The sequence below is a fragment of the Stappia indica genome, from assembly GCF_001696535.1.
GTDB lineage: Bacteria > Pseudomonadota > Alphaproteobacteria > Rhizobiales > Stappiaceae > Stappia > Stappia indica.
Genome location: NZ_MBQE01000003.1, coordinates 462,129 through 486,653 on the forward strand (window position 1 = coordinate 462,129; position 24,525 = coordinate 486,653).

A 24,525-nucleotide genomic window follows, 5' to 3' on the forward strand; every position below is an offset into this window, starting at 1 on the left:
CCCAGAAAAGGCCGTTTCCGGCGACTTTGGCCCTGCCGGCGCCCGAGCGGCGCGCATAGCCAATTCCGTTGACTTTCCCGCGCTCTCCCGGTGTATAACGGGGCTTCCTCGCCGTGCCGCCTCTCGTGGGCGGCATAATTGCTTTCGGCGATGCCTGTCGGCGGTTCTTGCCGCTCTTTGCGGCGGCATGACGGCAGCGTTCCGACAGCAGGCGAGGGGATCGAAGGCGGCCCGGCCGCCAAGGCATTTCCCCCGGCAGGCAAGCCGGTCAACGGGAGCAGGAAGGACATGGAAGGCTCATCTCTCTATCAGACCTACAGCCGCGCGAACCTGGAGTTCGTGCGTGGCGAAGGTGTGTGGCTGGAGACCTCCGATGGCCGACGCTTTCTCGACTGCGCCGCCGGCATCGCCGTCAATTCGCTCGGCCACTCCCATCCCGGCCTCGTCAAGGCGCTGAAGGACCAGGCCGACAAGCTGTGGCACGTGTCCAACGTCTATGCCATCGAGGGCCAGGAAGCGTTCGCGCGCAAGCTGGCGCAGGCGACCTTCGCAGACCGGGTGTTCTGCACCAACTCCGGCGCCGAGGCGCTGGAATGCGCGATCAAGACCGCGCGCCGCTACTTCTATGCGAAGGGCGAGCCGGAGCGGATCGACATCATCACCTTCGAGGGCGCCTTCCACGGCCGCACGCTGGCGACCATCGCCGCCGGCGGCCAGGAAAAGTATCTGGAAGGCTTCGGCCCCAAGGCACCGGGCTTCATCCAGGTTCCGTTCGGCGACCATGAGGCGCTGCTCGCCGCCATCGGCGACACCACCGCGGGCCTGCTGATTGAGCCGATCCAGGGCGAGGGAGGCATCCGTCCGGTGCCGACCGAGTATCTGCGCGAGCTGCGCCGCCTGTGCGACGACAAGGGCATCCTGCTGATCCTCGACGAGGTGCAGACCGGCGTCGGGCGTACGGGCAAGCTCTTCGCACATGAATGGGCGGGCATCACGCCGGACATCATGGCTGTCGCCAAGGGCATCGGCGGCGGTTTCCCGCTCGGCGCATGTCTTGCGACCGAGGAAGCGGCTTCCGGCATGAAGCCGGGCACGCATGGCACCACCTATGGCGGCAACCCGCTGGCCATGGCGGTCGGCAATGCCGTGCTCGACGTGGTTCTGGCCGACGGTTTCCTCGACAGCGTCCAGAAGAAGGGCCTGCTGCTCAAGCAGAAGCTGGCCGCCGTCGTCGACGGTCATCCCGCGATCTTCGAGGAGATCCGCGGCAAGGGCCTCATGCTCGGCCTGAAGTGCCGGGTCATCAACACCGAGCTGCTGTCGCATTTCCGCGAGGCCGGCGTGCTGGCCGTGGGCGCGGGCGACAACGTCCTGCGCATCATGCCGCCGCTGACCATCACCGAGGCGGAGATCGAGGAGGCCGTGTCGCGGATCGACCAGGCCGCCACCGCCATGGAAGCCGGGCTCGAGCGGGGAGCTGCAGAGTAATGACCATCCAGCCGCGCCACTTCCTCGACCTTACCGACGTCGACGCCAGCGAGCTGCGCTTCATCCTGGACGGCAGCCGCCGCATCAAGCAGGCGCGCGGCCCCGTCCGCGTGTCGGGCGGCGGTCCGCTGGCCGGCCGCGTGTTGGCCATGGTCTTCGAACAGCCCTCGACCCGGACCCGCATCTCTTTCGATGTCGGCATGCGCGAGCTCGGCGGCGAGACCCTGATGCTGACCGGCGCCGAGATGCAGCTCGGCCGCGGCGAGACCATCGCCGACACGGCCCGCGTCCTGTCGCGCTATGTCGACGCGATCATGATCCGCATCCTCGATCACGATGCACTGACCGAGCTTGCCGAATACGCCACCGTGCCGGTCATCAACGGCCTGACCAAGCGCACCCACCCGTGCCAGATCATGGCCGACGTGCTGACCTTCGAGGAGCACAAGGGCAGCATCGCCGGGCGCAGCGTCGCCTGGACCGGCGACAGCAACAACGTTCTGGCGTCCTGGGTGCATGCCGCGGCCAAGCTCGATTTCGCGCTCAACATCGCGACCCCCTCGCAGCTGGCTCCGCCGGCGGAACTCATCGCCGCCGCCCGCAAGGCCGGTGCCGAGATCCGCATCACCGACGATCCGTTCGAGGCCGTGAAGGGCGTCGATTGCGTCGTCACCGACTGCTGGGTATCCATGGGCGACGACGACGGCGACCGCCACAATCTGCTCAGCCCCTATCAGGTCAACGAGCGCCTGATGGCGGAAGCCGACAGCGGCGCCATATTCATGCATTGCCTGCCCGCCCATCGCGGCGAGGAGGTGACCTCGGAAGTGATGGACGGACCGCAATCCGTCGTCTTCGACGAGGCGGAAAACCGGCTCCACGCACAAAAGGGCATCCTTGCCTGGTGCCTGGGAGCCCTGCAGGACGCATAGGACAGACATGAGCGTTCAGGACGAACTGGAACGGCTGGGCGTCACCCCGGCCGGTCGCGATGCCGTGCTTCCCTTCGCGGTGGAGCCGCTGGACGTGCGCGGCCGCGCCGTCATGCTCGGTCCCGTCCTCAACCGCATTCTGGAGCGTCACGCCTATCCGGCGCCGGTCTCGCGCCTGCTCGGCGAGGCGGCGACGCTCGTCGCCCTGCTCGGTACTTCGCTGAAGTTCGAGGGGCGCTTCACCCTGCAGACGACGACCGACGGTCCGGTCTCGATGCTTGTCGTCGACTTCCAGACACCGGATGGCCTGCGCTGTTGCGCCCAGTTCGATGCCGATGCGGTCGCGGCTGCCGAGGCGGCCGGGCAGACGGACACGCCGTCGCTGCTCGGTCACGGCCATCTCGCCATGACAGTCGATCAGGGCGCGGCGATGAACCGCTACCAAGGTATCGTCGCTCTGGACGGCATCACGTTGGAAGAGGTGGCGCATCGCTATTTCGCCCAGTCCGAGCAGATCCCGACCGTCGTGCGCCTTGCCGTCGGCGAGGTGCTGGACCGCCGCGCCGGCGACAAGCCCCGCCATTCCTGGCTGGCCGGCGGGGTGCTCGCCCAGTTCCTGCCCGAGGCGCCGGAGCGCATGCGCCAGGCCGACCTGCCGCCGGGCGATGCGCCGGAAGGCGCGCTGGAGCACGAGTTCGAGGAAGACGACGCCTGGCGCGAGGCCCGCGCCCTGGTCGAGACCCTGCGCGACGACGAACTCGGCGACCCGGACATGACGGCCGAGCGGTTGCTGTTCCGCCTGTTCCACGAGCGCGGCGTGCGCATCTTTGCGCCCCAGCCGCTCGCCGACCGCTGCCGCTGCTCGGACGAGCGCATCCGCGGCATGCTGAAGGGTTTCACCACCGAAGAGCGCGACGACATGACCGTCGGGGGCCGTATCGAGGTGACCTGCCGCTTCTGCAACACCCGCTACGACTACAGCCCCGACGAGTTCTGATCCGCCTTTAGCGGGCCGGACCGGGTACGAAAAGCGGCGCAAACCGTCCCATCCTGTCGCCGGATGTGACAGCGGTCGCCGTGGTCACATTTTGATACACTCTTCGCCTTGCCAGTCGTTTGCGGCACCTGAATAGTCCGCAAATGCGGCATGTGCGTCCGCGAAGCAATCCAGTCCGCGCCCGAGCGCCTATAGGTAGTGGGGCCGCGCAAGAGAGCATTCGGGTGGAAAAGAGTGTCATGCTGAAATCGGTGGACGACGGTAACCACACCCCGAGGGGGGAGGTGGCTTTCGAGCGACCGCAGACCCGTGGCCGCTCCGCCGGCCGCACGGGCATCATGGCGATCAAGCTCTTTCTGCAGGCCGCGATTGCCCTGGCTGTGCTGCTTGCCGCCTATGTCGGCATGAACCGCCTGATCCTCGCCAAGGATCCGGTGCCGGTGCGCCCGGCGCGCGAGACCGCCTTCATCGTCGAGACCATGCCGGTGGAGGTGCGCGATCATGCGCCGATGCTCTCGCTTTACGGCGAGGTGACGGCTGCGCGCACCGCCGAGCTGCGCACGCTGGTGGCCGGCGAGATCGTCCGGGTCAATCCGGCCCTGGAGACCGGCGCCAACATCGCCGCCGGCGAGGAACTCGTCGCCGTCGATCCCTTCCAGTATCAGGGCGCCGTCACCGAGGCGCGCGCCAATCTCGCCGAGGCGCGTGCCGCCCTCGTCGAGGCGCGAGGCCGGGTGTCCACCGAACAGGGCAATGTCGAGCGCGCCCGCGAGCAGCTCGAATTCGCGCAGCGCGACCTGGAGCGGGCCGAACAGCTTCTGGGGAGCGGCTCGGTGACCGAGCGCAGCGTCGACGAGCGCCGGCTGCTGGTGTCCCAGCGTGCCCAGGCCGTCGAGCAGCGCCGCTATGCGCTCGATGTGGAAAACGCCCGCGTGGAGCAGCAGCAGGCCGCCATCGAGCGCCTTGAGTGGCGCCTGTCGCAGGCGGAGAAGAACCTCGCCGATACCGTCCTGAAGGCGCCGTTCGATGCGGTGGTCCGCTCGGAAAATGCCGCCATCGGCCGGCTCGTCGGCGTCAATGACGTGGTCGCAACCCTCTACGAGCGCGATGCGCTGGAGGTCCGTTTCACCCTTTCCGACAACCAGTACGGCCGCATCCTGTCCGACAGCGGCACCGTGGTGGGTCGGCCGGTCGAGGTGCTGTGGTATATCGGCGGCCAGCCGGTCACTTATAAGGGCGAGATCCGCCGGGTCGGCGCCGAAGTGGCGCTGGCGCGCGGCGGCATCGATGTCTATGCCAGCGTGACCGCCGCCGAAGGCCAGCCGGCCCTGCGCCCCGGCGCCTTCGTCGAGCTGCGCCTTGCCGACCGCACCTACGCCGCCTCGGCCCGCATCCCGGAGGGCGCGATCTACGGCACGGACCACGTCTTCGTGGTCGACGAGGAAAACCGCACGCGCCGCCGCGATGTCGAGGTGCTCGCCTTCGACGGAACTCATGTCATCGTCTCCGGCGATCTGGCCACCGGCGAGCGCCTGGTCTCGACCCGTCTGGACAAGGCCGGCGAAGGCCTTCTCGTTTCCGAGCCGCGCAATCGCGGCGCCAACACGGGCGGCTGATCCATGCGTGACACCGGCTTCGTTCCGCGCAGCGTCATCGGCCATTTCCTGCGCCATCGCAACGCCGCCAATCTGGTCATGGTGCTGATGATCCTGTTCGGCGCCTTCGGCCTTGCCCGGCTGAACGCCGAGTTCTTCCCTCAGATCGTCATCGACCGCATTTCCGTGTCGGTCTCCTGGCCGGGCGCCAGCGCCGAGGACGTGGAGAAGAACATCCTCCAGGCCATCGAGCCGGAGCTGCGCTTCATCGACAATGTCGACGAGATGGTCTCCTACTCGCGCGAGGGCGCGGCCTCGATCAGCCTCGAGTTCCTCGAAGGCGCCGACATGCAGAAGGCGCTGTCGGACGTGGAACAGGCCATCGCCGGCATCACCACGCTCCCCGAAGACGCCGAACGGCCGCGTATCGCGCTTGCCAACTGGTTCGACCGGGTGGCGCGCGTCGCTCTGCGCGGCCCCTTCAGCGAGGACGCGCTGAAGGCGTTCGCCCGCCAGATTCGCGACGGCCTGATTGACCGGGGCATCGACAAGGTTTCGTTCAACGGCTTCCGCGACACCGAATACGTGATCAAGGTGCCGGAGCGCGAGCTGCGCCGCCTCGACCTGACGCTTGCCGACATTTCCGAGCGTGTTGCGGCCAACACCCGCGACCTTCCCTCCGGCGACCTGCAGGGCGGCGTCGAGCGGCAGGTGAGGGCGGTGGCCGACACCACCTCGCCGGAGGCGATCAGTCGCATCGTCGTCAAGTCCTTCCCGACCGGCGAGAAGATCGAGCTGCGGGACATCGGCGATGTGTCGCGCTCCTACGACCCCGACCAGACCATCGGCTATTCCGACGGCCTGCGCGCTGTCGAGCTGACGGTGGAGCGCTCGGCCCGCGCCGACCAGCTCAAGGTCAATGCGATCCTCGACCGGTATCTCGCCGAGATCGCGCCGCAGCTGCCGGCTTCGCTGGAGCTGGTGAAATACGAGGTGCGGGCCGAGGCGCTGACCGACCGGATCATGATCCTGGTGGAGAACGGCATTTCCGGCCTGCTCGTGGTCGTGATCGTGCTCTTCGCCTTCCTCAACGGCCGCATCGCACTGTGGGTCGCGGCCGGCATTCCGGTCGCGATGATGGCGACGCTCGGGTTCATGTGGATGTCGGGGCAGACCATCAACATGTTCTCGCTCTTCGCGCTGATCATGACGCTCGGCATCATCGTCGACGACGCCATCGTGGTTGGAGAGCATACGGCGACCCGCATCGCCATGGGCGATGGTCCCTATCAGGCGGCGGAAGAAGGTGCCGGGCGCATGCTCTGGCCGATTGTCGCCGCCTCGACCACCACCATCGCCGCCTTCCTGCCGATCACCCTGATGGGCGACACCATCGGCCAACTGATGGGCGTGCTGCCGCTCGTCGTCGTCGCGGTGATCACCGCCAGCATCATCGAGTGCTTCTTCGTGCTGCCGGGCCACCTGGCGCATTCGCTCGCCCGCCCGCCGTCGTGGAACTGGTGGCGGGTGGTGCTGATCGCCGGCGTGCCTGGCCTGTTCCTCGTCGGTCTTGCCGGGCGCGAGGACATCACCGTGCCGGTCTGGCTCGACTGGTTGGCCGTGCCGGCACGCGCGGGCCGCGAGACTTTCGGGACGCTGCCCTTCGATGTCGCCGTGATTGTGGTGTTCTTCGCGATTGCCGCGGCAATCGAGTTCCTGCTGCTGCTGATGCGCCGGGCTCGCACCCGCCGCACCTTCGACGAACGCCCCGGCTGGTTCCGCCGCAACTTCGATGCCGGCTTCGGCTGGTTCCGCGACGTGCCGTTCCGCGGTTTCGTGCGCCTGGCCTATGACTGGCGCTATGTCACGGTGGCCTTTGCCATCGGCCTGCTGCTGCTCACCGCCGGCCTGATGCGCGGCAACCATGTCGGCTTCCGCTTCTTCCCCTCGCCGGAGGCGGAGAACATCCGCGCCACGGTCGATTTCGTCGCCGGCATCTCCATCGAGGACGCCGAAAAGGCCCTGCTGCGCATCGATACGGCCCTGCGCCAGGCGCAGGACAGCCTGACGGCGGAGAACGGCGAGACGCTGATCGTCGCCTCCTATGCGACCCTCGGCCAGTCGGGCAACAGCCGCGGCAACAATGTCGCCAGCATCGACGTCCAGCTCACCACCTCCGAGCAGCGCAGCGTGCGCACGCCGGAGATCGTCCAGGCCTGGCGTCGTGCGATCCCGGAGATCGCCGGTACCAAGCGTGTTGCGGTGTTCGAGCGACGCGGCGGTCCTCCGGGACGCGATCTCGACGTCCGGCTGATGGGCGATAACACGCGCGCGCTCAAGGATGCGTCTCTGGAGCTGCAGGAGCTGCTGACCTCCTATCCGGGCGTCGACGGGGTGGCCGACGACCTGCCCTACGGCAAGCCCGAGCTGGTGCTGGATATCAGCCCGCGCGGCAAGGCGCTCGGCTTCACCGTCGAGAGCGCCGCCCGCCAGATCCGCTCCGCGCTCGAAGGCTCGATCCCGCGCCGCTTTGCCCGCGGCGAGGAGGAGATCACCATTCGCGTGATGCAGGATGTGTCGCTGGGCGGCGGCGCGCTGCGCGAGCTCTCCTTGCGTGCCCCGAGCGGCGAATTCGTACCGCTGACCGAGGTCGTGACGCTGGACGAGCGCGAGAGCTTTTCCGTCATCCAGCGGCGTGACGGGCGCGTGACCGTCGCGGTCTCCGCCGACGTCGATCCGGAGGTCACCTCCAACATCGAGATCGTCCAGGATCTCGAGACCGGCAAGATGCAGGAGCTCGCGGGCAAGTACGGCGTCGACTACCGCTATTCGGGCCGCGAGGAGGAGCGCCGTGCGGCCTTCTCCGACCTGCAACTCGGCATGGTCGCGGCCCTGTCGATGATCTACCTGATCCTGGCGGCCATCTTCGCCAGCTATTTCAAGCCGCTGGCGGTGATGTCGATCATTCCCTTCGGCGTCGTCGGCGCGGTCGCCGGCCACTATTTCATGGCCTACGACCTGACCATCCTCAGCTTCGTCGGCCTGCTCGGCTTGTCGGGCATCCTGGTCAACAACTCGATCATTCTGGTCGACCGGTTCGAGGACCACATCAAGGACGGCCGCAGCGTCGCGGAGGCCGCGGTCATCTCGGCGCAGGATCGCCTGCGCGCCGTGCTGCTGACCTCGCTGACGACCATCGGCGGTCTTGCGCCGCTGCTGTTCGAGACCAGCCTTCAGGCGCGGTTCCTGATGCCGATGACCATCACCATCGTCTTCGGTCTCGCCACTGCCACGCTGCTGGTGCTGGTGCTGGTGCCGGCGCTGATCGGCATCGGCGAGGACCTGCGGCGGATGGTCAGCGTGCGCCGCGATCCGCATGGCAATGGGGGCGGGGACCGCGGTCGCTCCGGCCCGCCGGCCCAGATGCCGGCGGAATAAGGGCTAGGCCCCGGCGATCCGCATTTTTCAGCGGGCGCGCAGCGCCGCGTTGCGAAAATGCGGCAGAGAAAAAGGTCTGCCGCCGTTACGCTTCGCTGGCGATCCGCCGTGCGAAGTCGGCAGCCGCCTTCGCGGCGAGCGCCAGGTTCCCGTCCCAGGTCGCAGGCGATGCTCCGCGCGGGGCAAGGTCGTGGTTGCCGTCCTCCAGCCAGACCAGCTCGACATGCGCGGGAAGGGTGACGTCGGCGAGCTCGGCGGCATTGCCGAAGCCATCGCGGTCGCCCTGCGCGATCAGCACGGGCCGGCGTGCGCCTTCCAGCGGCGCCATCCGCCAGTCGTCCGGCTTGCCCTGCGGGTGGAACGGATAGCCGAGGCAGACGACGCCCGAAACACGCTTCGGCAGCGAGCTGCCCCCGGTCAGCATGGCGGCGACGCGCCCGCCCATCGACTTGCCGCCGACCAGAACCGGACCCTCGACGCTTTTCAGCACGTCCTGCAGCGCGGTCTGGTACTCGCCGATCAGCTGGTCGGCCTTGGGCGGCGGCCGCTTCGGCCCGCCGGCACGCCGTGCCGCCATATAGGCGAACTCGAAGCGCGCGATGGCAAGGCCTGCTGCCGCCGCATGTCCGGCGAAGCGGTTCATGAAGCCGGAATCCATCGCAGCGCCCGCACCGTGGGCAAGCAGCAGCGTGGCCACGGTCGGCGTGTCGCCTTCGGGGCGGGTCCAGAGTAGCTTGGTCATCCGTGGCCTTTGGTCGCGATCTGTTGATTGATGTTGCGGGCTCCTGTCTCACGGGATGAGGTAAGGTGCAAGCACCGTTCTGTCGAGGCTGGGACCGCGAGGGATTGATGAGCGAGGCAACCGTCAGGCTGCTGCTGTTTCTGGGCATTTTTGCCGCCATGGCGCTGTTCGAGCTCGCCTTGCCGCGCCGTGCGCCGATCTTCTCGCGCGCTCGCCGCTGGACCACCAATCTCGCCATCGTCGCCACCGACACGGCCGTGCTGCGGATCGTCTTTCCCATGGCCGCCGTCGGCATCGCGCTCTGGGCGGGCGAGCGCGGCATCGGCATCTTTCCCGCGCTCGGCATGCCGCTCTGGCTTGCCGGCGTGCTCGGCTTCGTGCTGCTGGACTTCGCCGTATGGGCCGAGCACTGGGCCTCGCACAAGATCCCGCTGCTGTGGCGCATCCACCGCATGCACCATGCCGACCGCGACATCGACGTAACCACCGCCCTGCGGTTCCATCCGCTGGAGATCGTCCTGTCGATGGTCTGGAAGGCGGCGGTTGTCGTTGCCTTCGGCATTCCGGTGATGGCGGTTCTGGTCTTCGAGGTGGTGCTGAACGGGGCGGCGATGTTCAACCACGCCAACGTCCGCCTGCCGCTGGCGCTGGACCGCTGGCTGCGCCTGTTGGTCGTCACGCCGGACATGCACCGGGTCCACCATTCGGTGATCCGCCGCGAGACGGATTCCAACTACGGCTTCAACCTGGCGATCTGGGACAGGCTGTTCGGCACCTATGTCGCCCAGCCGGCGAAAGGGCACGAGGGCATGACCATCGGTCTCGACGAGTACCAGCACGATGGGCCGATCGGTTACGTCTGGTCGCTCGGGGTTCCCTTCATGCGGATGCATCCGCAAAGCGGGATGCGCGGCGAAAACGCTCCGGAACGGAAGCTGTCGGCTTCGGATGCCGCCGAATAGGCCGCTTCAGTAGAAGCTGACGGGGAAGTAGCGCAGGTACAATTCGCTGTAGACGCCCTTGAGCTGCAGCCGCTGCAGGGCGTGGTTGACCGCTTCCTGCCGCAGCGCGTCCTCCTTGCGGAAGGCGATGGTCATGCCGCGGTCGAAGTAGCCCGGCTCGATCCACGGCTCGCCGACGAAGCCGCAGCAGTCGCCGGAGGTCTTGCCGTTCAGCCAGAAGGACAGGGACAGCCCGTCGCCGAAATGCACCACGGCCTCCTCGGTGCCGAGCGCTGCGCGCGCTTCCGTCGCCCCGTCGAAGGGAACGATCTGCGCATCCGCGAAATAGCTGCGCAGGAAACGCTCGTGCACCGTCCCGGCGACGACGGAGATCTTGCGTCCCGCCAGCCCCTCCGGCGTGGTGTCGACCTCCTTGCCCTTCAGCGCCACGAAGCGGGCCGGGAGGCCGAGATAGGGATCGGAGAAGAGCAGCGTCTTGACGTTGGCCTCGTTGGCGGCGAGCCCGGCGATGACCGCGTCGCCTTCCTCGCGTATGAGGGCCGGCACCAGCGCGTCGAAGGACTTGATGCGCAGCGAGCAGGCCGCGTCCAGTTCCTCGCAGATCGCGCGGGCGAGGTCGATGTTGAAGCCGGTCAGGCGGCCGGTCCCGTCGCGAAACGAAAAGGGCGGGAAGTCGTCGCTGGCCAGGAAGCGAATTGTCTCCGGCGGCACGGTCGGCCGGTCGCTGCTGCTGCGCGGGTCCCAGAAATTCGGCACGGTGACCTCGGGCGCGACATCCTGTGCCGCAGCCGGGTGAACGAGGAGCGTGGCAGCAAGGGTGAGCCATGCAACCGCAATGAAAGCAAGGGTTGCAATTCCTGAAGTCCTGCTATCAAATCGCATCGCTGTCTTGGCCGTGTTTGTCGGGGGGCGAACCGCAATGGAAACCGGGTCTTGCGCCTGCGCCGTGCTGCTTGGCCGGCAGTCCTGCCGCCATCGCGTAGCCCTTCGGCGTGTCGCGCGCCCGTCTGCCGTTGCTCCCGGTCTCCCTTGCCCGCCCGCCGAGGGGCCTGCACGTTGATGGCCGACGGGCAGTTTCCGGATCCTTCGTTTCCGCACGCTGCCCGCGCCGACGCGATCCTATCACACCGATCCGCGCCTGCGTCCAGCCATGCCTTGCGCGCCCATGGGCGGCGCAGCGGGATGGCAACGCCGGCGCCCTCGCTCCGCCCGCGGCCGCTCGAAGCAAGGCGGCTCCCTCCGCTTCCGCCCGAGCTTGCGCTTTTGCGCGGCCGCGGTCTTGCCGATGCGCATCTGACGACGCTGGCCCGCCGAGCCGGCCCGCGCGAGGGCGCGCTGGCCCGGCTGCTGATGGAGGAGGGGCTTGTTTCGGCCGAAGCCTATTACGCCGCGCTCGCCCAGTCGCTCGGCCTGCCCTTCTTGCCGCAGGGCAGTTTCCGGGCGGATGCGCAGCTGGAGCTTCTGCCGCCGCGCGGGTTTCCCGGACCGCTGTTTTGCGGACGCACGCCCACGGGCGAGCGGCTCGCCGTGTTCGCGCCGGTGCCCGAGAGCGCGCCGGCGATCCGCGCGTTGCTGGCGCGCGCGCCATCTCTGCGGGACCGTCTGGCCATCGCCACCCCAGTGGCGCTCGAGCTTGCCGGCCGGGCCGCCGCGCCGGGCCTCAGACTGGCGAGCGAGCGGCCCGACGTCAGTGCCCGAGTGGTGCTGACACGGGGGCAGGTCGCTGTCCTTGGCCTTGCGGTCGCTGCCTTCTGCCTCGGGCGGCTGCTGACGGTCGAGGCGCTGGTCATCTTCGCCTCGGTTCTGGTGACGCTGCTGGGCATGCTGCTCGGCGCGTTGCGGCTTCTCGCCGGCCTCAGCCACACGCCCAGCCCGTCGCCGGCCCGTCTTCTCCCTGACCACCTGTTGCCGCGCTATTCGGTGCTGGTGCCGCTTTACCGCGAGGCGCGGGTGGCGGAAAGTCTCGCCCGACACCTCGATGCGCTTGATTATCCCCGCGACCGGCTCGAAATCCTTTTCCTGCTGGAGGAGGACGACAACGAGACCCGAGGCGCGCTGGAGCCGCATCTGGCGCCCGGCATGCGCATCCTCAGCGTGACCGGGCCGGGGCCGCGCACCAAGCCGCGCGCGCTCGTCCATGGCCTCGACCACGCGCGCGGCGAGCTCATCGCCGTCTTTGACGGGGAGGACCGGCCGGAGCCGGATCAGCTGCTGCTGGCCGCCTCGCGCTTTGCCGAGCTGCCGCCATCCGTTGCGGTGCTGCAGGGGCACCTTGCCATCGACCATCGCAGCCACCGCTTCTTTCCGCGCCAGTTCCTGCTGGAATATGCGGGCCTTTTCGATTGCCAGCTGCCCTGGTTTTCCGCGCGCGGCCTGCCGTTTCCGCTCGGCGGCACGTCCAACCACTTCCGCCGCACCGCGCTTGATGCGGCCGGCTCCTGGGATCCCTGCAACGTCACCGAGGATGCCGACCTTGCCCTGCGGCTGGTGCGCGGCGGCTGGTCGATGCAGATGCTCGCCTCCACCACCTTCGAGGAGGCGCCGCTCAGCTGGCGGGCCTGGCACGCGCAGCGCAGCCGCTGGCTGAAGGGCTGGCTGCAGACCCTGCTGGTGACCCTGCGCGATCCTTTCCGCCTGGCCGAGGAGCTGCGCCGCACGCGCCTTGCCGTTCTGCTCGTCTACCTTCTGGCCATGGTGGTGACGCTTGCCGCCCATCCTCTTTTCGTCGGCATCCTGTTGCTCTACGGGTCCGGCGTCGCCGGGCTGCTGCCGCGCTTCGATCTACTCGGCGGCGTGGTGCTGACCCTGGCCGGTGTCAGCGTGATCCTGTGCTATGCCAGCATGACGCTGCTGGCGATCGCCGGGGCGGCGGCGCGCTCGCGTCTGCCGTCGCTGCTCGATCTGGCGCTGATCCCGGCCTATTGGCTGGCCCAGAGCCTTGCCTTCTACGCCGCCGTCGTCGACCTGGTGCGCCGGCCGCATCGCTGGCAGAAGACCGAGCACGGCCTTGCCCGGCGTCCGTCGCGAATGCCCGGCGTTCAAAGGCGCGGCAAAACCCACTAGTGTCATCTCTCGTTTGTCCCGTGATTCCCGGCTGGTGCGCGACGTGTCGTCCTTTTCCTTCGTCCATGCGGCGGACCTGCATCTCGGAAGCCCCCTGACCGGGCTTGCCCTGCGCGATCCCGAGATCGCCCGCCGCTTCGGCGAGGCGACCCGCACCGCGCTCTCGACCCTCGTCTCGCGGACCATCGAGGCCGAGGCCGCCTTCATGGTGATCGCCGGCGATGTCTATGACGGCGAGTGGCGGGACAATTCCGTCGGCCTCTTCTTCGCCCGCGAGATGGCGAGGCTGGAGCGTGCCGGCATCCCGGTCTTCATCCTGCGCGGCAACCACGATGCCGAAAGCGTCGTCACCCGCGCCGTCACCCTGCCGGACAACGTCACGAGCTTCGGCACCCGCCGTCCGGAGACGCACACGCTGGACGATCTGCGCGTTGCCCTGCACGGCCAGAGCTTCCCGGACCGGCAGGTCGGGGAGAACCTTGCCGCCGCCTATCCCGCGCCGGTGCCGGGCCATTTCAACATCGGCGTGCTGCACACCTCGCTGACCGGCCGTCCGCCCCATGCCGACTATGCGCCCTGTTCGCTGGCCGATCTGGCGGCGCGCGGCTACAGCTACTGGGCGCTCGGCCATGTCCACGCCTTCGAGGTGGTGAGCGAGGATCCGCCGGTGGTCTTTCCCGGCAACATTCAGGGCCGCTCGATCCGCGAGACGGGCGAGAAGGGCGCGGTGCTGGTCACCGTCACCGACGGCGAGGTGTCCGGCATCGAGCGGATGATCGTCGACGAGGCGCGCTGGGCCCGTGTCGAGATCGCCGCCGGCGGGGCGGATGATCTGGCCGGCCTTGTCGCCATGGCGCGCGAGGCGCTGCGCCCGCATGTGGCGGCGGCCGAGGGACGCCCGCTGGCGCTGCGCCTGCGACTGTCCGGCGAGAGCCCGCTTTACGGCTGGGCGCTCGCCAACCGCGCGCTGCTGATCGACGAGATGCAGAATGCCTGCCATCAGGCCGATGCCGAGGCCTGGCTGGAAAAGCTGGAGCTGGACCTTGCTCCGCCCGCCGAGGCCCGCCCGCTCGTCCCGCTCGATGCCTCGCTCGACCTTGCAGCGCTCCTGGGCGAAGCGGCGAACGATCCGCATTTTCGCGAGGAGGTCGACGCCCAGATCGGCCTGCTGGTGAACAAGCTGCCTGCCGGTCTCGTCGATCCGGCCGCGCCCTTCGGCGAAGAGCTCGACACGCTGGTCGCCGAGGCGCGGGCATTGCTCGCCGAACGCATCGCGGAAGGGAGCTGAGGCGGATGCGGATCGAGCGGCTGCATCTGCTGCGCTACGGCAGCCTGACCGACCGGGAGCTGCGCTTTCGCCCCGGCGCCGGCCTGCATCTCGTTTACGGCCCCAACGAGGCGGGCAAGAGCTCGACGCTCGCCGCGATTTCCGACCTTTTGTTCGGCTTCAGCGAGAAGCGGCGTGCGGCCGACGGTGCCGAGGAGCGGCGCTACGACTTCCTGCATGAGGCACCGAGCCTGCGCGTGTGCGCAACGCTCACGGATGCGCGCGGAAACAGCCTGTCGCTGCGCCGCCGCAAGGGGCGCAAGAACACCCTGCTGGCCGACGATGATGGCGAGGCGCCGCTTGGCGATGACGCGCTTGTGCCGTTCCTCGGCGGGCTGACGCGCGAGGTCTTCCAGCTTGCCTTCGGTCTCGATTCCGAGCGCCTCCGCGAGGGCGGACGCGCGCTTCTGGCCGGCGACGGGGAGGGCGGCGAGATCTTTGCGGCCGCCTCGGGCCTCCATGGGCTCAATGCCCTGCGCGCCGATCTTGACCGCGAGGCCGACGGGTTGTTCGCGCCGCGCGCCTCCGGCAACCGGAAGATCTATCAGGTTCTCGAGCGCCATACGGAGGCGCGCCGCGAGGAGCGCGAGCGCCAGCTGCGTGAAGCCGAGTGGAAGTCGCTGAACAAGGCGGTCGAGACGGCGAACGAGACGCTGGCCGAGGCCGAGGCGCGGCTGAGCGAGGCGCATGCCCGCCGCGAGCGCCTTGCCCGTCTTGTCAGCCTCAAGCCGCTTCTCGCCCGCCTCACCACGAGCGAGGCGCGCCTTGCCGCCTTCGCCGATCTGGATCAGGTACCCCGCGGCCTTGCCCGGCGGCTGGAGGACGCGCTGGCCGCCGTGACGGCAGCTGCGGCAGCACAGCGGGACGCGGTCCGTCGCCTGCAGGAAGCTGAAGAGCTGGCGCGCGGCATCGCGGTCGACCGTCCGCTCGTCGAGGCGGCTGCGGAGGTGACCGCGCTGCATGCCGATATCGGGGCCTTCCGTCAGCGCCAGCGCGACATTCCGCGCGTGACCCGCGAGGCGAGCGACCTGACGGATGCGGTGGGTGCCCAGCTGCGCCGCCTTGGCCTTGCGCTGGAGCCGCAGGACAGCGAGGCGATCCGCGCCCGCCAGCCCACAGACGCCGCCCTTGCCGATCTCGCCGCGCGCCTTGCGGAGGGGGATCGGCTGTCGCGCCAGCGCGCCGATTTGCAGACCGCGCTTGCCAGGGAGAGTGCGGATTTCGAACGCCTGTCCGGCGGGGCGGCGGACGAACGCTTCGCCGATCCGGCTCCGTTGCGCGCCCGCCTTGCCGCGCTCGCCCCGCAGGTCCGCCAGCTGGAAGAGCGCGACCGGCTGCTGCCGACGCGCCAGCGTCTGACCAGCCGCCTCATGGAGGCCGCCGCGCGCCTGTCGCCGCCGGTTGCCGAGCCCGAGCGTCTTGCCGGTGCGCCGCTGCCCGGCCTCGAGCAGATTGCGGAGTTTCGCGCCCGGTTCGACGAGATCGGCGACGCGCTGCGGCGCCACCGCGAGCAGAACGCGGCATGGGGTGAAGAAATTGCGGGCCTCGACGCCGCGATTGCCGAGAGCGAGCGCGGCGGCGACATGCCCTCGCGCGCTCGCATCGATGCCGCGCGGCGCGAGCGCGATGACGCGCTGGCGAAGGTGCCGGACGGCGGCACGCCGGCGCTTGACGCTGCACAGCCGCTGCTGCGAGAGGCGGATCAGCTGGCCGACCGCGCCATTGCCGAGGCCGACCGCGTGTCGCGCCATGCGGGTGATGTCGCCCGGCGCGATGCGCTGCTCGCCCGCCGGACCGAGGCCGCAGAGGGCGGAGCGAAATTGTCCGCAGCCCTCGCCGCTGCCAAGGAAGCCTGGGCCGCGCTCTTTGCCCCGCTCGGGCTGGAGCCGGCAGGCCCCACCGCCATGACCGAATGGCGAAAGTCGGTCGAGCGCTGGCTGGAACAGCGCGAGGAGCTGGCCGACCTCGTTACCACCACCGATGGCCTGGAAGCCGGTGCCGGCCGCGCGCTGCCCGGGCTTGCCGCTCTAGCCGGTGAGCTGGGGCTGGCGGTGCCGGCACCCGGCGATCTCGCCCGCGATGGCCTTGCCCTGCTGCGCCTTGTCGAGGGCGAGCTGGAGCGCCGGGCAGAGGTCTTCCAGCAGGGGCGGGCGCTGGCTGCCCGCATCGAGGATGCAGCAGTGCGGCTCGACGGCCTGCAGCGCCAGGCCGCCGCCGTCGAGGAGGCGCTTGTGCGCTGGCGGCAGGACTTCGACGCAGCGCTTGGCGGGGCGGGGCTCGATCCTGGCGCTTCGCCGCAGGCGGCCGCTGCCGTGCTGGAAGTCTGGCGCGTGCTGCCGGCGGCGCTGGGCGAACGCGACAAGCTGGCCCGCCGGGTGCACGGCATGCAGCGCGACAACGAGGCGTTCTCTGCGACTGCTCTCGATCTGGTGCGCCGGGTCGCGCCCGGCCTTCTCGACGACGGGGCGGGCGAGGAGCCCGACCGGTTGGTCGAGACCCTGCAGCGCCGGCTTGCCGAGGAGCGTGTGGCGCTCACCAGGGCAGAAGGGGCGGGCGAGGCGCTTGCAAGGTCGCGTACCGAGTTGTCCCGTGCCGAGGAGCGGCAGGCCGCCGCCAACGCGGAACTTTCCGTCCTGTGCGCCGACCTTCCCGAGGGGCTCCAGTCGGACGACATGGTGCCGCTCGCCGGCCGTCTGGCCGAGCGCGACAGCATAGTTGCCGCCCTCGACGAGACGCGAACGCTCTTTGCCGAAACGGCCGCCGGGGAGCCCCGCGAGGCGGTTGCCGAGGAGCTCTCGGGGCTCGATGACGGGGCCGCGCAAGCGACGCTGGAAAGGCTTGCCGGCGAGATCGACGCGCTGACGGCGGACATGAAGGAAGCGCTTGCCGCCCGCCACGCCGCATTGGGCGAGCGCGACCGCGCCGAGGCCGGGGAGGGCGCCGACCGCGCCGCCTTCGAGCGGCTGGCCGCCGAGGCGGAACTGCAGGAACTCGGCCGCCAGTGGCTTGTCACCCGGCTTGCCTCGCTGCTTCTCTCCGGCGCGCTGGAGCAGCACCGCGCCCGTCAGGACGACCCGCTGCTGGACCACGCCGGCCGGCTGTTCGCCGGGCTCACCTCCGGCTCCTTCGACGGGTTGACGCGCCGTTTCGGCGAGGACGACCGGGCGGAGCTGCTGGCCCGTCGCCCGGACGGGGCGACCGTTGGCCTTGTCGGCCTGAGCGACGGTACCTGCGACCAGCTCTACCTGGCGCTGCGCCTTGCGTTTCTGGCCGACTACGCCACCCGCGCGGAGGCGGCGCCCTTCATCGGCGACGACCTGTTCCAGACCTTCGACGATGCGCGCACGGCTGCGGGCCTGCGCACGCTCGCCGGCCTTTCGGATACGTTGCAGCCGATCCTCTTCACCCACCACGCCAGCGTGGTCGACATCGCCCGGCGGGAGCTGGGCGAGCGGCTCGATCTGCTGGAGATGTGAAAGGCTTACGCTGCGTGTTGCCAGCGGCCGCGCGATCCGGCATGGCTTGCCGCATGACCGCATTTGCCTATCTGGAAGCCTGCCATGCGCGCTGAGCGCTTCGATACTGTTATCCTCGGGGCCGGCGCCGCCGGTATGATGTGCGCTGCTCATGCGGGTGCGCGGGGCGGGCGCGTGCTCGTCATCGACCACGCCAAGGCGCCCGGCGAGAAGATCCGCATTTCCGGAGGAGGCCGCTGCAATTTCACCAATATCGGCGCGACGGCCCGCAATTTCCTGTCCGAAAACCCGCATTTCGCCAAGTCCGCGCTCGGCCGCTACACCGCCCGCGACTTCCTGGCGCTGGTCGAGCGGCACCGTATCCCCTGGCACGAGAAGACGCTGGGCCAGCTTTTCTGCGACAACTCGGCCAAGGATATCATCGCGATGCTGCGCGCCGAGATGGATGCGGTCGGCGCCGAATTGCGTCTGTCGACGACGCTGGAGGAGCTGGAGTACGGGGACAATGGCTTCCGCCTGACGCTGGGCGGCGAGGGCGCGGCGACGGTCACATGTCGCCATCTGGTGATCGCTTGCGGGGGCAAGTCGATCCCCAAGATGGGCGCAACAAGCCTTGGCTACCGCATCGCCGACCGCTTCGGTCTCGCTGTGACCGAGACACGGCCCGCCCTGGTGCCGCTGACCTTCGCCGAAGACATGCTGGCGGGCTTCCGCGAGATCGCTGGCGTCGCCGCGCCCGTGCGCGTCTCCTTCGGCAAGACCTCGTTCGACGAGGCGATGCTCTTCACCCATCGCGGCCTGTCCGGCCCCGCGATCCTGCAGATCTCGTCCTATTGGCGCGAGGGCCAGCCGGTCCGCATCGCCTTCCTGCCGGGCCGCGACCTTGCGGGCGAACTGCGCGCCTCGCGCCAGGAAAACGGCCGCCGCAGCCTTGCCAATGCGCTCGCCGAGATCCTGCCGAAGCGGCTCGCCGGCTACATGGCCGACCGCCACGGCTGGTCGGGCCAGATGGGGGAGACCGGCGACCGGAAGCTTGCCGCCATCGCCGCGACGCTGCAGGGCTGGGAGGTGATGCCGCTCGGCACGGAAGGGTACCGCACGGCGGAGGTGACGCTCGGCGGCGTCGACACGGCGGGGATAAACTCGAAGAGCCTGGAGGCGAAGGCCGTGCCGGGCCTTTATTTCATTGGCGAAGTGGTCGATGTGACCGGCTGGCTCGGCGGGTATAATTTCCAGTGGGCCTGGTCGTCGGGCTGGGCCGCCGGCACGGCGATTGCGGAGGCGGGCGCTTAAGGCCGCCGCTAGAGCGGGATCTCGCCCGCCACCCGCCGCGCCCTCTCGTCGCCCTCGCCGGCAAGACCTTGGGCGACGCCCGCGCGGTCGGCGGCGCTGCGGTTCTGGCTCATCTTCCGCTTGCCCTCCAGCCGGGTGATAACCATTCGCATGCCAATGATCCCGCGAAGCTGCGCGGCGACGAAATCGGCCGGCGCGTCGGACACGGCCCAGGGGTCGGGCCGCCCCGCCTCGTGCCGGTCGGTCAGGCGGCCGACCACCTCCAGCAGCCGGTGTGCCTCCTCGAAAAACTCAATGGTTCCATAGACATGGACGGCAGCGTAGTTCCATGTCGGCACGACCTTGCCGTGCTCCGCCTTGCTGGCATACCAGCCGGGGGAGACATAGGCGTCCGGCCCCGAAAAGGTCGCCAGCGCCTCACCGACGACCGGCGCGCGCCACTGGGGATTGGCGCGGGCAAGATGCCCGTGCAGCACCCCGAACGGCCCCTCAGCGGGGTCGAAGAGCAGCGGCAGCGGCGTCGCCAGCAGGCCGTCGGCGGTGGCGGTGACGAGCGTTGCGAGGGGGCAGGCCCCGATCATCGCGGCAAGCGCTGCGGGATCGTCCTCGCGAAAGGCAGGCGGCGTGTACATCGGCAAAGGGTCCGGACGGTCGAGAGTGCCTTGAAACTAGCGGCTTTCCGCGCCTCCGCGAAGGTCCGCCGGCCCACGCAATCGGGGTACCGCTTGGCCCAAACCGAAGCTCAGGCGAGCAGGGCAGCGAGGCCCTCGTGGGTGCGGCCGGGAGCGATCTGGTGGATCTCGGCGCTGACGACGCCCTCCTTGACGAACGGGTCCGCGGCAACGCGCGCCTCCAGCGCCTCGCGGTTCTCGCCGCGGGCGAGAACCGCGCCCCCGACACCCGGCACCAGGCTGCCGGCGAGCAGGAAGACGCCGTCCTCGAAGCCCTGGCGGATCCAGGCGTTGTGCCCGTCCATGTGGCGGGGCGCGTCCGCGCGGTTGGCGGCGAATTTCAGGAACACGACAAACATGGCTTCCTCCCTGGAAACGTGAGACGGGTCAGGCACTTGCCGGCACGGTGCGGTCGAGCCAGCGGGTGAGATCTGCGACTTCCCGCTCGACGAAAGCCGCGTCGCCAAGGGCATTGGCGAGGGTCGCTATCCCCTGGCTGCGGGCGATCAGATGCAGCGCCAGACGGTCGGCCTCCGGGCCAAGGCCGAGCGCTGCGAACTGGCGCGCCAGCCAGTCGCGGAACAGGGCAAACAGGCGGCCGGCATCGCTCAGCGCGGGATGGTCGATCTTGGCGAGCTCGGCGGTGAGCGTGCCGACCGGGCAGCCGTGGCGCAGGATCTTCGCCCGGTTGGCGATCAGGATGCGGATGAAGCAGCGGATGCGCGCCGCCGGACTGTCGCCGGCCTCGCTCTCCCAGGCCACTAGGAGCGCGCGCGTCGCCTCCAGCCGCCGGTCGATCACAGCAAGCAGGATTTCGTCTTTCGTCTTGAAATGATGGTAGAAATTGCCGCGCGAAATGCCGACCGCCGCCGCGATATCGGCAAAGGAGGTGTGCTCGAACCCCTGCTCGTAAAACAGCCGGTCAGCCTCGCCGACGATCTGGTCGCGGGTCGCGCGCGCCATTCTCCCACACCCTTCCTCTGCTGCTCGGACAGGGGATAGTGCCTGTCTCGGACGATTGTCCTAATGCCGATTTAGGACAAGTGTCCCAATTCTGTCAAGCGGGGACAACAGGGACAGCGGGGAGGGCGGTACGGGCGAAGGAAGGACGCGCGGCAAAGCGGCGCGAAACGCCCGAAACGGCGGCGCGGCGGCGGGAATCGCCAGCTAACCGTCTGAAAACAGGTGCGTTTTGGTCTCTATAGAAAATTGAGAAATTTTGCGCGGAATTTTGCAAAATCGTCTCTCAAAAAGCCCGAAAATTGAGAAACCCGTCGCAACCGCGCTGACACCGGCCGGTCGCCCGGAATCGGCAGGGCAAACCGCGGCATCCGGCAAGAGAGGGACCGGCTGCCCGGCCCGGCCGCCCGCCCGCTCGCCGGCCGAGCCGAGAGGGAAGGGCCGGGATGTTATCCCCGGAAGGCGGCGGACTTTTATCCCCGGAAGGAGGAGCGGATTGTTATCCCCGGGCCGGATTTTCGTGAGAGAGTATGGGGTGCAGGAACGTCCCGGCTGTGAGACGGGCAGTCGGCAAAGCCTCAAGCGGTCCAGGCCTCCGCCGCGTGCTTGCCGCAGCAGCACGCGGCGACAGGCCGAGACGCCGCCGGCCGCATCAGGGATGCGAGGGGCACACGGGCAGAAGGTCGCAAACCCTTCGCTATCTAAAGCCGAGCGCGCCCGAAGGCTTAATTTGCCCGCTTCGCGCTTTCTTCTTTGACGCTAAATGGGGGCTTGGGGGTCAAAAGCTGACACTACACCGATTAACCACCATTACGGCTGTATTTCGCAATTTGCCGACACAGCTACCACCGCGAATTAGGTTTTATCCGATGATCGTCATAGCTTCGGCAGCAGTCGGCAGTGTCCGCAGGATAGCCGCGAGGGTTAGGCCTTCGGTCTCAAGCCGTTCCGCGGCCTCCGCCCGCCAAAGCAAGTCACCTTCTCCTGGAAAGGTTCCTTTAAGATTTCTAATAGTTGCCACTGCGGCAGCGGCCCAGCTTCGGAAAGCATTCAGTTCCCAGTATTTTACGTCATCAAGTTGTGGATCGGCGCCGCTTGTTGCATTTACTGAGGGGGTTACAAGGACAGCATGTATGTCCATGTCTGCCGTTCCTGCAACATTCTTGCGAATCCACTTGGGATGGGATGACGCCTGACGAGCCTTTACAGCGCCAAACACGGTTGTGACGCTTCCATCCGCATGATCTTCGAAGACGATTCCCAGCTTGTCCCCAAGCCACCAAGGGTCTGGAGCCGCGTCGCTTTCGTCGTTGCTGCACGAAAAACCTAACAGCGTGCCCAGATCCACCTGCGCCTGCTCGAAGCCATCTGCGCTTGCCAGCCCAGTCATAATTGCCGCGGCGCGCTTCTCGAACTTGTGTTGTGTGGTCATGCCCATGGAAAGGAACTGACGCTCAAGATTCTCAACCTGCTTTAGGAGCTCGGCGTCTGCATGTGCTCTCTCGGTAGCGGGAAGTGGCCCAACGATGCGGGCGAGGGTGTTAAGCCATGATACTGCCGGGGCGGCAGACTTTGCCTTGCCGAACTGTTCGCGAGCCGCGCCGGACTGTGCGTCGTCGTGTGTCGTAGAGAGCCGATTTGCCGCCGCGCCAGCTAGATAGTGCCAAAGAGCACGGTAACCACGCAAGTCGGCGTGGTTGAGACCTGCCAACACACTCCTTGCGGCAACTAGCGCGCCGGCCCAATCCTGATGCCACATCGCTTCTTGATATTGCACCTCCTGTGCAACTACGTCTGCGAGCTCATTCATCGCCGGATAAGGCTGCTGCGTGAAATTGCTAGTGCCAGTGCGGATAGTGGCATCCGCGGCCGCCCAAGCCGCATCGTTCCTAAGGAACATGTCCAAGTTGTCCAACATGTCGGTTGCCTGCACGGAGGTCGATTGATCTACGCCGAACGCCAGTTCAGCCTGTAACTCAGGACTGAAGTAGCGCCACTTGCGATCATCCGCGAGGAAATCAACTAACTCAGTACCGGTGACAAATACGGTCGAGCGATCTTGAAGGGCACGAGTGCACCGGCCAATTGCCTGGAGCACTCGCGTTTGAATTCGATCATTGTACAGTGCGCCTGCGCCCATCTTGGACATAATGAAACGCTCTTGAGCGTTCATCGCCCTAGGAAGCCCGTCAACGGAGAGCAGCCGGCACTCATCGCCCGGAAAGTCGATGCCGTCGTACCGGTTGGCTAAGACCGCAACCGCCTTGTCTGACGACAAGAACGGCGTCTTGTCTTCCTCTATATCATCCGCGGTAAACACCTGGAATCCTGAGAGTTCCTTGCCGATACGTTCAATGTGTTTGTTTGCCTGCGGAGAGGAGGGGGTCAAGATTACCGACCGGCCGGCGCGCTTTTGCATCTCAAGGCGGAGAATCTCAGTCTCGTCACCGGTCAAGGAAAGACTGGGAAAGATGAAAAAGCGTCTACCTACTCCTGCGCTTTGAAAGCCCGCAGGCGCTGGAAGTCTTTCGATTTTTCGTCGGCCGGAGAGCCGTTCCAAATCGCCACCAGCACCCAGAGTGGCCGACATGAAGATGCGCTGTTTCGCATTGTTGAAAGGTTCGTGCGCGATCGTTGGGGGAATCAACGGTCTGATCAGAATCTCCCGTGAGCCGAGATAGACGTGGCATGCATGAAGGTGTGAGCGCAGCAACGTCCACTTAAAGTATAGATCGCCTTCTCTTGCGAACGCATCGATGATCGCAATCAGATCTGCCGAGAGATTGTCTACCTGCGGCGATGGAAGCTTCTCGACCCAAGTGGCGTCGGCCGGACCGCTCCATTCTCCAATGAGTCTTGAATGCTCCTGCGTATCCAAATGCGGCTTCAGAAACTCAGCTAACGCTGTGTGTAGTGGTGTACCCGCCGCAATGGTCATAGACCACATGTTTGCGATGTAGTTTTCCGCTGCGTGCGCGTCGTCAATCAAGATGAGGTCGGGGTCTTCGAAAAAAGGACGAGTGTTGAATAGCCCGGAGTAAGTCGTCACTGCCACCGCAGCGCCGGTTTTGTAAGCCGTCACGTCCGCTGCAGGGAAATGGTCTTTGCGCCCGACGAGCGCGACGGCTGCGATCCCATAGCGATCCCGAGCTTGCTGCACCGTTTGGGCCACGAGCTGCTTAGTAGGGCACAGGTAGACGGCTCGGTTCCCGAATTTTACTCGACGCCAGTCCGCAATTAGTAAGCCAACTAGAGTTTTGCCGCTACCTGTCGGCAGTTGAAGTGCGAGGTCGGCGCTCGACTGATGTTTGGCGGCGTATGCCTCCAGAATCTCCTTCTGGTGCGGCATCACATCAGGATATTGTCGCTTCGTGAGTGTTTTGAAATGGGCGGCAGGGTTGTCGGCAACGCTTTGCGCAAAAGTACCCGTTTTAAATGCCATTTGGTTGTCTCACCTATTGAAAATTACGCGTGGACGACGTCTGAGAGCTGCATCTTCCAGATCTAACCGTTATAAGAGAAGCGCCCTGCAAGCAACTCGCTCCACTAGAGATTTTGAATGTACTAATCCAAGGGGGTAT

Annotated in this window: 16 protein-coding genes; 10 read left to right on the forward strand and 6 right to left on the reverse strand. The window is 67.4% G+C overall.

Going from position 1 to position 24,525, the window contains the following annotated elements; translation table 11 throughout:
* Window positions 1–288 precede the first annotated feature (288 nt).
* From BBX35_RS13475 to BBX35_RS13495, 5 genes are all read left to right on the forward strand, one after another.
* Window positions 289–1,488 carry an aspartate aminotransferase family protein gene (locus tag BBX35_RS13475; protein WP_067220940.1) on the forward strand — a complete coding sequence of 400 codons (1,200 nt, stop codon included), beginning with the start codon at window positions 289–291 and terminating at the stop codon, window positions 1,486–1,488.
* Complete coding sequence (argF, locus tag BBX35_RS13480) at window positions 1,488–2,420, forward strand: ornithine carbamoyltransferase (RefSeq protein WP_067220943.1); 933 nt, start codon at window positions 1,488–1,490, stop codon at window positions 2,418–2,420. The genes BBX35_RS13475 and argF overlap by 1 nt, the downstream gene beginning before the upstream one ends.
* A 7-nt stretch (window positions 2,421–2,427) precedes the next feature.
* The gene (locus BBX35_RS13485) at window positions 2,428–3,417 is read left to right on the forward strand and encodes an Hsp33 family molecular chaperone (protein WP_067220946.1); all 990 of its coding nucleotides are present in this window, start codon (window positions 2,428–2,430) and stop codon (window positions 3,415–3,417) included.
* 224 nt (window positions 3,418–3,641) lie between these two features.
* Complete coding sequence (locus BBX35_RS13490; RefSeq protein ID WP_171901451.1) at window positions 3,642–5,033, forward strand: efflux RND transporter periplasmic adaptor subunit; 1,392 nt, start codon at window positions 3,642–3,644, stop codon at window positions 5,031–5,033.
* A 3-nt stretch (window positions 5,034–5,036) separates the two neighbouring features.
* Entirely contained in the window at window positions 5,037–8,450 is a 3,414-nt protein-coding gene (locus BBX35_RS13495; protein ID WP_067220951.1) for an efflux RND transporter permease subunit, read from the forward strand.
* Window positions 8,451–8,535: 85 nt separating this feature from the next.
* Here the strand turns inward: BBX35_RS13495 and BBX35_RS13500 are convergent, their stop codons facing one another.
* Window positions 8,536–9,192, reverse strand: coding sequence for an alpha/beta family hydrolase (locus BBX35_RS13500; RefSeq protein ID WP_067220954.1), 657 nt, complete (start codon window positions 9,190–9,192; stop codon window positions 8,536–8,538).
* A 107-nt stretch (window positions 9,193–9,299) separates the two neighbouring features.
* Here BBX35_RS13500 and BBX35_RS13505 point away from each other — a divergent pair, with 107 nt between their 5' ends.
* Window positions 9,300–10,154: a sterol desaturase family protein gene (locus BBX35_RS13505; RefSeq protein WP_067220957.1), complete on the forward strand. Its 855-nt coding sequence runs from the start codon at window positions 9,300–9,302 to the stop codon at window positions 10,152–10,154.
* 6 nt (window positions 10,155–10,160) lie between these two features.
* Here the strand turns inward: BBX35_RS13505 and BBX35_RS13510 are convergent, their stop codons facing one another.
* On the reverse strand, window positions 10,161–10,910 hold the full coding sequence (locus BBX35_RS13510; protein ID WP_067220958.1) for a transporter substrate-binding domain-containing protein: 750 nt from the start codon (window positions 10,908–10,910) through the stop codon (window positions 10,161–10,163).
* Between the two features lie 507 nt (window positions 10,911–11,417).
* Here BBX35_RS13510 and BBX35_RS13515 point away from each other — a divergent pair.
* The 4 genes from BBX35_RS13515 (at window position 11,418) to BBX35_RS13530 (ending at window position 19,313) form a co-directional block, all read left to right on the forward strand.
* Complete coding sequence (locus tag BBX35_RS13515) at window positions 11,418–13,217, forward strand: glycosyltransferase family 2 protein (RefSeq protein WP_067221587.1); 1,800 nt, start codon at window positions 11,418–11,420, stop codon at window positions 13,215–13,217.
* Between the two features lie 43 nt (window positions 13,218–13,260).
* Window positions 13,261–14,505 (forward strand): metallophosphoesterase family protein, encoded by a 1,245-nt coding sequence (locus BBX35_RS13520; protein WP_067221589.1) that lies wholly within the window; start codon window positions 13,261–13,263, stop codon window positions 14,503–14,505.
* Window positions 14,506–14,510: 5 nt separating this feature from the next.
* On the forward strand, window positions 14,511–18,020 hold the full coding sequence (locus BBX35_RS13525; RefSeq protein WP_067220962.1) for an AAA family ATPase: 3,510 nt from the start codon (window positions 14,511–14,513) through the stop codon (window positions 18,018–18,020).
* Window positions 18,021–18,104: 84 nt separating this feature from the next.
* On the forward strand, window positions 18,105–19,313 hold the full coding sequence (locus BBX35_RS13530; protein WP_067220966.1) for a BaiN/RdsA family NAD(P)/FAD-dependent oxidoreductase: 1,209 nt from the start codon (window positions 18,105–18,107) through the stop codon (window positions 19,311–19,313).
* A gap of 8 nt (window positions 19,314–19,321) precedes the next feature.
* Here BBX35_RS13530 and BBX35_RS13535 read toward each other — a convergent pair whose 3' ends face one another.
* From BBX35_RS13535 to BBX35_RS13550, 4 genes are all read right to left on the reverse strand, one after another.
* Window positions 19,322–19,945 carry an FMN-binding negative transcriptional regulator gene (locus tag BBX35_RS13535; protein WP_067220968.1) on the reverse strand — a complete coding sequence of 208 codons (624 nt, stop codon included), beginning with the start codon at window positions 19,943–19,945 and terminating at the stop codon, window positions 19,322–19,324.
* Between the two features lie 110 nt (window positions 19,946–20,055).
* Window positions 20,056–20,343, reverse strand: a complete 288-nt coding sequence (locus BBX35_RS13540; RefSeq protein WP_067220971.1) for a YciI family protein — start codon at window positions 20,341–20,343, stop codon at window positions 20,056–20,058.
* A gap of 28 nt (window positions 20,344–20,371) precedes the next feature.
* On the reverse strand, window positions 20,372–20,947 hold the full coding sequence (locus BBX35_RS13545) for a TetR/AcrR family transcriptional regulator (protein ID WP_067220973.1): 576 nt from the start codon (window positions 20,945–20,947) through the stop codon (window positions 20,372–20,374).
* Between the two features lie 859 nt (window positions 20,948–21,806).
* Window positions 21,807–24,386 carry a DEAD/DEAH box helicase gene (locus tag BBX35_RS13550; RefSeq protein ID WP_067220976.1) on the reverse strand — a complete coding sequence of 860 codons (2,580 nt, stop codon included), beginning with the start codon at window positions 24,384–24,386 and terminating at the stop codon, window positions 21,807–21,809.
* Between the last annotated feature and the right edge of the window lie 139 nt (window positions 24,387–24,525).